This is a genomic window from Kitasatospora sp. NPDC057518, assembly GCF_042802075.1.
In the GTDB taxonomy this organism is placed as follows: Bacteria; Actinomycetota; Actinomycetes; order Streptomycetales; family Streptomycetaceae; genus Kitasatospora.
Genome location: NZ_JBHVEU010000317.1, coordinates 1 through 10,283 on the forward strand (window position 1 = coordinate 1; position 10,283 = coordinate 10,283).

Annotated in this window: 7 protein-coding genes and 2 pseudogenes; 3 read left to right on the forward strand and 6 right to left on the reverse strand. The window is 74.7% G+C overall.

Annotated elements, in window-relative coordinates; all coding sequences use genetic code 11:
- On the reverse strand, positions 1-1,005 hold a 1,005-nt coding region (locus ACFU7Z_RS27520), incomplete at its 3' end, for a helix-turn-helix transcriptional regulator (RefSeq protein ID WP_380780316.1).
- 186 nt (positions 1,006-1,191) lie between these two features.
- Here ACFU7Z_RS27520 and ACFU7Z_RS27525 point away from each other — a divergent pair.
- Together ACFU7Z_RS27525 and ACFU7Z_RS27530 are read left to right on the forward strand one after the other, a co-directional pair.
- On the forward strand, positions 1,192-2,145 hold the full coding sequence (locus tag ACFU7Z_RS27525) for an MBL fold metallo-hydrolase (RefSeq protein WP_380780318.1): 954 nt from the start codon (positions 1,192-1,194) through the stop codon (positions 2,143-2,145).
- 100 nt (positions 2,146-2,245) lie between these two features.
- Positions 2,246-3,640: pseudogene (locus ACFU7Z_RS27530) on the forward strand (carboxylesterase/lipase family protein); the annotation flags it as partial.
- Positions 3,641-3,665: 25 nt separating this feature from the next.
- Here ACFU7Z_RS27530 and ACFU7Z_RS27535 read toward each other — a convergent pair.
- The 5 genes and pseudogenes from ACFU7Z_RS27535 to ACFU7Z_RS27555 form a co-directional block, all read right to left on the reverse strand.
- Positions 3,666-4,793: an NADH:flavin oxidoreductase gene (locus ACFU7Z_RS27535; protein WP_380780320.1), complete on the reverse strand. Its 1,128-nt coding sequence runs from the start codon at positions 4,791-4,793 to the stop codon at positions 3,666-3,668.
- Positions 4,794-4,974: 181 nt separating this feature from the next.
- A pseudogene (locus ACFU7Z_RS27540) lies at positions 4,975-5,667 on the reverse strand (cytochrome P450); the annotation flags it as partial.
- Positions 5,668-5,934: 267 nt separating this feature from the next.
- A complete protein-coding gene (locus tag ACFU7Z_RS27545; protein ID WP_074004626.1) occupies positions 5,935-7,644 on the reverse strand; it encodes an urease subunit alpha in 1,710 nt (569 codons plus the stop codon).
- On the reverse strand, positions 7,641-8,408 hold the full coding sequence (ureA, locus tag ACFU7Z_RS27550) for an urease subunit gamma (RefSeq protein WP_380780322.1): 768 nt from the start codon (positions 8,406-8,408) through the stop codon (positions 7,641-7,643). The genes ACFU7Z_RS27545 and ureA overlap by 4 nt, the downstream gene beginning before the upstream one ends.
- Before the next feature lie 38 nt (positions 8,409-8,446).
- Complete coding sequence (locus tag ACFU7Z_RS27555) at positions 8,447-9,652, reverse strand: agmatine/peptidylarginine deiminase (protein WP_380780324.1); 1,206 nt, start codon at positions 9,650-9,652, stop codon at positions 8,447-8,449.
- A gap of 264 nt (positions 9,653-9,916) precedes the next feature.
- Between ACFU7Z_RS27555 and tatA the strand changes: the two genes are divergently transcribed.
- Positions 9,917-10,237, forward strand: coding sequence for a Sec-independent protein translocase subunit TatA (gene tatA / locus ACFU7Z_RS27560; protein WP_380780326.1), 321 nt, complete (start codon positions 9,917-9,919; stop codon positions 10,235-10,237).
- Positions 10,238-10,283 lie beyond the last annotated feature (46 nt).

Sequence of the window (10,283 nt, forward strand, 5' to 3'; positions counted from 1 at the left end):
CGATCCGGTCGGGGCCGGCGACGACGGCATCGGCGTCCTCGGGGTCGCCGTCGATCTCGGCGACGACTCCGGTGGCGGCGCACGCCCGTGCGTCACGCACGGTGCGGGCCCTTTGCCGTTCCGGGGCGGCCCGCTGCTCCGCGGAACCCCGCGGCCGACGCCAGCCCGGGTGAGGAGGGCGAGGGCCGCCTCGGAGGGGGAGCCGGCGGGGGCGGTGCAGACGACGAGCACCTGATCGGGTGAGCGGGCGATCGACAGCATCTGCTGCGTCACGGTGAGCGTGCCGACGACGGGGTGGTGCAGCCGGTAGGAGCGGGTGTCGCACGGCGCCACCCGGTGGTCGCCCCACAGTGCGACGAACTCCGGGCTCTTCATGGTCAGTTCGCCGATCAGCTCGGCCAGCAGCGGGTCCTCGGGGTGCCTGCCGACGGTGGCGCGCAGGCTGCCGACCACCGTGCGCGCCTTGTGCTGCCAGTCCACGTACAGCTCCCGGGTGTGCCCGTCCAGGAACAGCATCCGGCTCAGGTTCGGGCGTCGCGCCGGGTCGTCCGGGCCGTGGACGTCCACGTGGCCGGCCAGCAGGGCGTGCCCGAGGGTGTTCCAGGCCAGCACGTCCGTACGGCGGCCGAGCACCACGGCCGGGACGCCGTCGACCGCGCGGAGCAGGTCGCGGGTCTCGTCCGCCAGCCGCTCGGGTCGCGGTCGGCGCACCCGGGGGGTGTGGCGGGCGGCGACGGCGAGCCGGTCGAGGTGCTCGCGCTCGTGGTCGCCGAGCAGGAGCGCGCGGGCGATCGCGTCGAGCACCTCGGCCGACGCCCCGCGGGACAGGCCCTGCTCCAGTCGGGTGTAGTACGAGACGCTGACGCCCGCCAGCTGGGCCACCTCCTCGCGCCGGAGCCCGGCCACCCGACGGCGGGGCCCGAGTTCGCGCAGGCCGACGTCCTCGGGGTGCAGCCGCGTCCGTCGGGCTCTGAGGAAGGCGCCGAGCGGGCCGGGTCCGTTCATGCCCCCCAGTATTCGGTGCCCGGAGCGGTCCCAGCCACACCCTGTGAGGGGTAGGACAGGCCGGGGTAGGACGAGCGGGGGCTGGTCGGTGCCGCTCGGAGGGGCCAGGCTCGGTCCCGACCGGAAACGGTCGGGAGCGGTCGGCGGACGGTCGACCGCGTGCCCCGGACCCGAGGAGGGGAGCCCATGCGGCGGAACCCGGAGCAGATCACCCTCGGTGACGTCACCGTCACCCGGATCAAGGAGTTCTACGGCTCGGCCGGGCTGTCTCCGGGCCGGTTCTTCCCAGATAGCCCCGGCAGCACGAACGGCCCGAACGGCCCGGCCGGCCCCGACGGCTCGTGGGAGCGGCACCGCGACTGGCTGGCGCCCGACTTCTGGGACCCGGCGACGGACGAGTGCCGTACCGCGGTCCAGTCCTGGCTGCTGCGCAGCGAGGGGCGCACGATCCTGGTCGACACCGGGGCGGGCAACCACAAGGACCGGCCCCACGCGCCGGTCTGGAACCACCTGGACACGGACTACCTCGACAACCTCGCCGCCGCCGGGGTGCGGCCCGAGGACGTCGACCTCGTCGTCAACACCCACCTGCACGTCGACCACGTCGGCTGGAACACCCGCCTCGACGGCCGGACCTGGGTGCCGACCTTCCCCAACGCCCGGTACCTGATGACCCGGCGGGACTTCGAGTTCTGGGACCCGGCCAACGGGCACCGCAGCGTGCTCGGCCGCGGGAACCAGAACGTCTTCGAGGACAGCGTCGCGCCGGTCCACCGGGCGGGACTGACGCGGCTGTGGGAGGGCACGTACCGGATCGACCGGAACCTGCGGCTCGACCTCGCGCCCGGGCACACCCCCGGCTCGTCCGTGCTCACCCTGGAGTCCGGCGGCGAGCAGGCCCTGTTCGTCGGGGACCTGGTGCACAGCCCGTTCCAGATCGCCGAGCCGGACACCAACTCCTGCTTCTGCGAGGACCCGGCGCTGTCCCGCGCCACCCGGCACCGGCTGCTCGGCCAGGCCGCCGAGCGCCGTGCGCTGCTCTTCCCGGCGCACTTCGGCGGCCGGGGCGCGGTGGAGGTCGCGCGCAACGGGTCGACGTTCGGGATCAGGGAGTGGGCGGGCTTCTCCCGCATCTCCTGACGCGACGAGGTACCTGATCCGCCGACGCGCCTGCTCCGCCGGTACGTCGGCCCCAGCACCGCCTGAGAGCTCCAGAACCGTCAGAGAGGAATCGTTTCCCATGCCCCGACAGGCAGATCCGGTCGTCGAAACCCCGGCAGGAGCCGTGCGCGGCGTCCGGGACGGCTCCGGCGAGCGTTACCGCGCCCTGCCGTACGCGGCGGCAGCGACCGGCGCCGGCCGCTTCGCCCCGCCCGTACCGCACCCGGGCTGGTCCGGCGTCCGCGACGGCACGCGGCCCTCGCCGACGGCCCCGCAGCCGGTCCGCGCCTTCGACCGGCTCGACGTGAGCCCCTACTTCGGGCCCGGCTGGGCGCCCGGTGCGGAGTACCTGACCGTCGACGTCCGCACGCCCGCGGCCGACGGCGGCAGGCGCCCGGTCATGGTGTTCGTGCACGGCGGCGGGTTCATCACCGGCTCGAACCGCGCCGCCCTCTACGACGGCGGCGCGTTCGCCCGCGACGGCGTCGTCCTGGTGACGGTGAACTACCGCCTCGGCATCCCCGGGTTCCTCGACCTGCCGGGCGCCCCGGCCAACCGGGGGCTGCTCGACGTGCTCGCCGCACTCGGCTGGGTGCGGGACACGATCGCGGCGTTCGGCGGCGACCCGGGGAACGTCACCGTCTTCGGGGAGTCCGCGGGCGCGACGCTGGTCTGCGCGCTGCTCGCGGCGCCGGAGGCCGACGGGCTGTTCCGGCGGGCGATCGTGCAGAGCGGCAGCGGCACCGGCGCGTTCACCCCGGAGCAGGCGGGGCGGGTCACCGCCGTCGCGGCCGCCGCGCTGGGCGTCGAAGCGACCGCCGAGGCGTTCGCCCCGATCCCGGACGAGCGGTTGCTGGCGGTCCTGCCCGCGCTGCTCGGCCTCGACCTGCGGACGGACACCGCCACCGACCCGCTGGCCGGGCTCAGCCCGCTCGGCCTCGTCCTGCCGGTCCAGCCCGCGGACGCCCTCGCGGACGGACCGGCCCGCGACGTCGACCTGCTCATCGGCACCAACACCGAGGAGGCGAACCTCTACCTCGTGCCGGAGGGGGAGCTGGAGTCCACCACGGAGGCCGACCTCCACGCCGTCGCCGCCGGACTGCTGGCGGATCCGGCGGCGGTCCTCTCCGCCCTGCGGGCGGCGCGGCCGGGCGCCACGCCGGGCGGACTGCGCTCCGCCGTGCTCGCGCACGCCCTGTTCGAGGCCGGGACGACGCGCATGGCGGAGGCCCACGCCCGGATCTCGGGCGGCCGCCGCACGTACCGCTACTCGTTCGGGTACCGCTCGACGGCCCTGGACGGGCGGCTCGGCGCCGCCCACACCGTCGAGCTGCCCTTCGTGTTCGACCTCGCCGACGAGCCCTGGCTGCACGGGGACACCGGCCTGCTCGGCCCCGACCCCGCCCCGGCCGGACTCGCCGCCCGGGTGCACGGTGCCTGGGTCGCCTTCGCCGGGACCGGGGACCCGGGCTGGGCCGGGCCCGGTCGGCCCGTGGCGGTCAGCTCAGGGTGCGGCTCGCGGCGGCGTCGTACGGGAGCAGGTCGGCGAAGCGGCCGGAGAGGACCTTGGCGGCCCACTGCGGGTCCTGGAGGAGGGCGCGGCCGACGGCGACCAGGTCGAACTCGTCGCGCTCCAGCCGGTCGAGCAGGTTGTCGAGGCCCTGGACCCCGGAGCCCTGGCCCGCGAAGGCGCGCATGAAGTCGCCGTCGAGGCCGACCGAGCCGACGGTGATGGCGGGGCGGCCGGTGAGCTTCCTGGTCCAGCCGGCCAGGTTGAGGTCCGAGTCGTCGAACTCGGGGACCCAGTAGCGGCGGGTCGAGGCGTGGAAGGCGTCGACGCCGGCCTCGGCGAGCGGGGTGAGGATCGCCTCCAGCTCCTGCGGGGTCTCGGCGAGGCGGGCGTCGTAGTTCTCCAGCTTCCACTGCGAGTAGCGGAAGATCACCGGGAAACCGGGGGAGACGGTCTCGCGTACGGCGGCGACGAGCTCGGTGGTGAACCTCGTCCGGGCGACCGGGTCGCCGCCGTAGGCGTCGGTGCGGCGGTTGGTGCCGGCCCACAGGAACTGGTCGAGCAGGTAGCCGTGGGCGCCGTGCAGCTCGACGCCGTCGAAGCCGATCCGCTCGGCGGCCGCGGCGGCCTCGGCGAACGCCCCGATGACGGCGTCGAGGTCGGCCCGCGTCATCGCCCGCCCCGTTCCCTCGGTGCCGTCCAGCCGTATGCCGGACGGGCCGACGGCGGGGGCGTCGGCGAACGGCGGGTCGCCCTGCTTGCGCGCCATGCCGATGTGCCAGAGCTGCGGCACGATGGTGCCGCCCGCCGCGTGGACGTCCTCGGCGACGCGGGCCCACCCGGCCAGCTGCTCCTCGCCGTGGAAGCGCGGGATGGCGTCGCTCTGGCCGGCGGACTCGTGGCCGACGTACGTCCCCTCGGTGACGATCAGGCCGACGCCCGCGGCGGCGCGGCGGGCGTAGTACGAGCGCACGTCCTCGCCGGGCACGCCGCCCGGGGAGAACGAGCGCGTCATCGGTGCCATCACGATCCGGTTGGGCACGGTCAGCCCGTTGATCGTGACGGGCCGGGACAGGAGGTCGGCCGCGCGGGAGGCGGCGGGCTCGGTGACGGTCATGAGGATTCCTCGCGGTCGGCGGTGGCGGTGGCGGGCGCCAGGGCGGTGACGGTGATCGTTCGCCCGTGCCAACCGCCTTGGCGGCTCCCGCATTTCACCGTCCGCGCGAAGTCCGCTGTGATCCGCGCCACGGTCCGCCGCGGGCCCCGGGACGGGGCCTCTCGACGGCTCCCGGCACCGGTCAGGGCCCGGCCGGGCGGTTCCCGGACGGGTCCGTGCGCGGTTCCGCCGTCATCAGGAGGTTCTCGGGACGGTTGGTGCTGGTCATGACGCCCCGTACCCGTGCTCCCGGGACGGGCGCCAGCCGCCAGCGGCCCGCGACGGCCGCGACCACGGTCATCATCTCGGTGCGGGCGAAGGACTCGCCGATGCACAGGTGGCTGCCGGCGCCGAAGGGGACGAACGCGCCGCGCGGGACGGGGGGCCGGTCGGGCAGCCAGCGGTCGGGGTCGAACCGCAGGGGGTGGGGGAAGTAGCGAGGGTTCCGGTGGAGGACCAGGGCGCTGAAGATGAACTCGGTGCCTCGGGGGAAGCGGTAGCCGCTGAGTTCGACGTCGGTGGTCGCGCGGCGGATCGTGATGCCGCCGGGGTTGCGGACGCGCAGCGCCTCGTCGACGACGCGGCGCGTGTACTCCAGCCGGGCCAGCCGCTCGGGGCCGAGGGGAAGGGCGACGTGGTCCCGCAGTTCCTGGTGGAGCCGCTGGTCGACGAGCGGGTGCCGGCCCAGCTCGTGGAAGAGCCAGGCGAGCCCGCCTGCGGCGGTCTCCGTGCCGGCGACCAGCAGGGTGATGAGTTCGTCGTGGAGCTGGCGGTCGGTCATGGCCTCGCCGCTGTCGGCGTCCCGGGCCTGGAGGAGCGTCGACAGCAGGTCCGGCCGCTCGCCCGTGCCGTCGGTGTTGTCGGAGGTGGAGGGGGCCCTGGGAGGGGGCCCTGGGAGGTGGCCAGTCCGTTCCCGAGGTAGGGGCGGAGCTTGTCGAAGGAGCGGCCCTTGGCGAAGCTCGCCGCGTCGGTGACCAGTACGCGGTGGACCAGCTCCGGGCTGGTCAGTACGTAGCTCGGCTCGCCCCGGTGGGCCGCGCGCGGACCGGCGAGGAGTCCACCGGCCCGCCCCGGTCGACGGGTAGAGGAATCATCAGAGGAATCAGAGGAAGTACAGGCGGTTCAGCGGGACCTCCTCGGCGGGGTCGGACCGCAGGGGGGTGCCGTCGAGGGTGACGAGGCCCTCGCGCGGGTCGACGAGGACCTCGCCGAGGCGGCTGTTGCGGACCATGTCGCCCGGGCCGATGCCGCGGGTGTGGCGGACGGCCACGCGGCGTCGGCGGGTGGTCATGGTGTCGTACGGGCGGGCGTGGGTGCCGGACTCGGCGGCGGCGCGGCTGGTGAAGGCGACGGAGAGGTCCGCGGGGGTGGCGCCGTGGGCGCCGAACAGGGGCCCCATGACGAGGGGTTGGCAGGTCTCGGTGGCGGCGTTGGGGTCGCCGGTGACGCCGTAGGCGGGGAAGCCGGCCTTGAGGACCAGCTGGGGCTTGGCGCCGAAGGACGCCGGGCGCCACAGGACGAGGTCGGCGAGTTTCCCGACCTCGATCGAGCCGACCTCGTGGGAGAGGCCGTGGGCGATGGCCGGGTTGATGGTGAGCTTGGCGATGTAGCGCAGCACGCGCTGGTTGTCGTCGTCCGGGCCGTCGCCCTCCAGCGGGCCGCGTTCGGCCTTCATCTTGCCCGCCACCGCGAAGGTGCGGCGCACCGTCTCGCCGGCCCGGCCCATGCCCTGGGCGTCGGAGGAGGTGATGCCGATGGCCCCGAGGTCGTGCAGCACGTCCTCGGCGCCCATGGTGCCGGCCCGGATGCGGTCGCGGGCCATCGCGGCGTCGCCGGGCAGGTCGGTCTTGAGCCCGTGGACGGAGACGATCATGCCGTAGTGCTCGGCGACCGCGTCCCGGCCGAACGGCAGCGTCGGGTTGGTGGAGGAGCCGATGACGTTCGGCACGCCCGCCATCTTGAGGACGTTGGGGACGTGTCCGCCGCCGCAGCCCTCGATGTGGAAGGCGTGGATGGTCCGGCCTTCGAGGACCTTCAGGGTGTCCTCGACCGAGAGGCACTCGTTCAACCCGTCGGTGTGCAGCGCCACTTGGACGTCGTGGGCCTCGGCGACGGACAGCGCGGTGTCCAGGGCGCGGGTGTGCGCGCCCATGTCCTCGTGCACCTTGAAGCCGCAGGCTCCGCCCTCGGCGAGGGCCTCGACGAGCGGGGCGGGGTGGGAGGACGAACCGCGGCCCAGGAAGCCGATGTTGACGGGCCAGGCGTCGAAGGAGTTGAAGGCGTGCCGCAGCGCCCAGGGCGAGTTGACGCCGACGCCCCAGACCGGGCCGAACTCCTGGCCGATGATGGTGGTGACGCCGGAGGCCAGCGAGGCCTCCATGATCCGCGGGGACATCAGGTGCACGTGGGTGTCGATGGCGCCGGCGGTGACGATCAGGCCCTCGCCGGAGACGATGGCCGTCCCGGTGCCGACCACCACGTCCACGCCGTCCAGGGTGTCCGGGTTGCCGGCCCGCCCGATCGAGGCGATCCGGCCCTCCCGGATGCCGATCGAGGTCTTGCGGATGCCCTGGATCGCGTCGATTACCAGGACGTTGCTGATCACCACGTCGCAGGTGTCCCGGACGGCGGCGGCCTTGAGGTGCAGGCCGTCCCGGGCGGTCTTGCCGAAGCCGGCCAGGAACTCGTCGCCCGGCCGCTGGGAGTCGGACTCGACCCGGACGACCAGTCCGCTGTCGCCGAGCCGGACCCGGTCCCCGGCGCGCGGGCCGTGCACGGCCGTGTACTCGGACGCGTCGATGCTGCTGCTCACGGGTGGTGCTCCTGTCCTTCGCCGCTTGTTCCTGCGCCGGCCGCTCCGCCGTCGACCGTTCCCGCGCCGGCCAGTCCTTCGTCGGCCGCTCCGAGGTAGCCCTGTTCGGCGGCCCGGCGCAGCGCCTCGCGCCGCACCCGGGGCGAGTCCAGCGGCCCGTCGACCAGCCCGGCGAAGCCGATCGCGACCCGCTCGCCGCCGATCGGCACCAGGCCGACCTCGACGGTGGCGCCCGGGTCGAAGCGCACCGAGGAGCCGGCCGGCACGGCCAGGTGCATCCCGTAGGCGGCGGCCCGGTCGAAGGCCAGCCGCGGGTTGGCCTCGAAGAAGTGGAAGTGCGAGGTGACCGAGACCGGCACCCCGGAGGTGTTGCGCACGGCGAGGGCGCGGACGGGTTCCGGTCCGGTTGCGGCGTCGCCGTCGGTGAGGACGGCGCCGGGTGCGGCCTCGCCGAGGGCGCCGCCGCCGAACGGGTCGGCGATGACGGCGAGCCGGGTGCCGTCCTCGAACACGGCCTCGACGTGGATCTCGGTGACGAGGTCCGCCACGCCGGGCAGGACATCGGCGGGGGAGAGGACGGAGCGGCCGCGCGCGACGGCCTCGGCCAGGCGCAGCCCGTCGCGGGCGGCCTCGCAGACGGTGTCCGAGACGAGCGCGGTGGCCTCGGGGACGTTGAGTCGCAGGCCGCGGGCGCGGCGGGCGCGGGCGAGTTCGGCTGCTGTGAAGATCAGCAGCCGGTCGCGTTCGGTGGGGGTCAGCTGCACGGGGGTTCCCTTCTCCCTCGGTGCGGGGCGGCGAGGGGTCAGCCGGCCGGCTGGTCGTGGGTGGAGCAGTGGATGCCGCCCCCGCCGGAGGCGATGGTGTCGATCTTCACGGGGACGATCTCGCGGTCCGGGAACTGCTCCCGGAAGACCTCCTGGGCGTGGCCGTCGGCCTTGGCGTCGCCGAAGAGCGGCAGGTAGACGCCCTTGTTGCCGATGTAGAAGTTCATGTACGAGGAGACGAAGGCGTCGCCGCGGCCGGTGATCCGGTCCGGGTCGGGCTGGCCGATCTCGACGACCTTGAGTTTCCCGCCGGTCGCGTCGGTGGCCTCGGCGAGGACGGCGCGCGCCTGGTCGGCGGAGCGGGACCAGACGTCGGGCGGGGTGCCGGGGAAGGCGCGGTCCAGGAAGACGACGCCGGGGGCGGCGAAGCGGGCGAGGCAGTCGACGTGGGCGTCGGTGATGTCCTTGCCCTTGACGCCCGCCAGCCAGATCACCTTGGTGAGGCCCAGCGTCCGCTTGAGCTCCGCCTCGACCTCGTCGCGGGTGCGGCCCGGGTTGCGGTTGTCGTTGACCACGGAGCTCTCGGTGACCAGCAGGGTGCCCTGGCCGTCGGTCTCGAAGGAGCCGCCCTCGGCGGTGAGCGGGGTCTCCAGCCGCTCGATCCCGTACTTCTCCAGGACGGTGCGGGCGATCCGGGCGTCGTTGGCGTGCTCCTGCTTCCCGCCCCAGCCGCTGAAGTTGAAGTCGACGCCCTTGACCTTTCCGCCCTCCTCGACGAAGACCGGCAGGGTGTCGCGGGCCCACAGGTCGTCCACCGGGACGGCGAGCAGCTCGACGTCCGAGCCGCAGGCGTTGCGGGCCGAGGCCTCCTGGCCGGGGCGGACGAGCAGGACCACCGGTTCGCGCTGTCCGATGGCCCGGGCCACGGTGGCGATGTCCCTGCGGACGGCCCCGAGCTGCTCGCCCCAGACGTTCTCGGAGGCGGGCCAGGCCATGAAGGTCCGCTCGTGCTTCTCCCACTCGCCGCCGAGCCGCCGGCCGCGAGCGGGGGTGGGGGCGGGGGTGGGATCGGAGGCGGGCGCCGGGGGCTGCGCGGCAGGCTGTCCGGGGGTGCCGGAGGCCGGGGCCGCGGGGCCGGCCGGCTCGTCGCCGGCGGTGGCGCAGGCCGTCGCGCCGAGGGCGATCGCACCGGCTCCGGCGAGGGAGCGCAGCACCGTGCGGCGGGCGAGGGGGGACTGGGACACGGTGGACTCCGGTGGGGCTGGGGGGTGGATCCGGCGCGGCGGGGAGGGCGGGCTCCGGGGGAGCGGCCCGCGCGGCGATGGTCGGCGGCGGACGAGGAGGTCGTCCGGGAGGACGAGGTCGGTCGGCAGCGCCGGGACCGACTCTCGCATTGACTGAAAAATCAGTCAAGCTTTACGGTGAAGTCACCCAAACCACCCCGAGACGACCGGGGGCGCCGTACGAGCGGCCCCGGTCACGACGACGAAAGGCCGGGTGAGGCGGCGATGCTGCGCAATGGTCTGGAGCCCTGGCACGTGCTGGTCACGGTGGCCGTGCTGGTGCTGCTGTTCGGCTCCAAGAAGCTGCCCGAGATGGCGCGCGGACTGGGGAAGTCGATGCGGATCCTGAAGTCCGAGACGGCGGCCCTGCGGGAGGACGGTGCGCCCGGCGGAGCGGTCACCGAGCCGCCCGGTGGAGCAACAGCGGGTTCGCCCGGCGGAGCGACGGCCGGTTCACCTGGCGGAGCGACGCCCGGTGTGCCCGGTGGAGCCGTCACCGAGCCGCCCGCGGCCCCGCAGGCCGGGCCGGTGAACCGGCCGCTCTGACCGGCGGGCCCGTACGCGAGCCCGCCGCCGACGCCGGGAGCCGTCG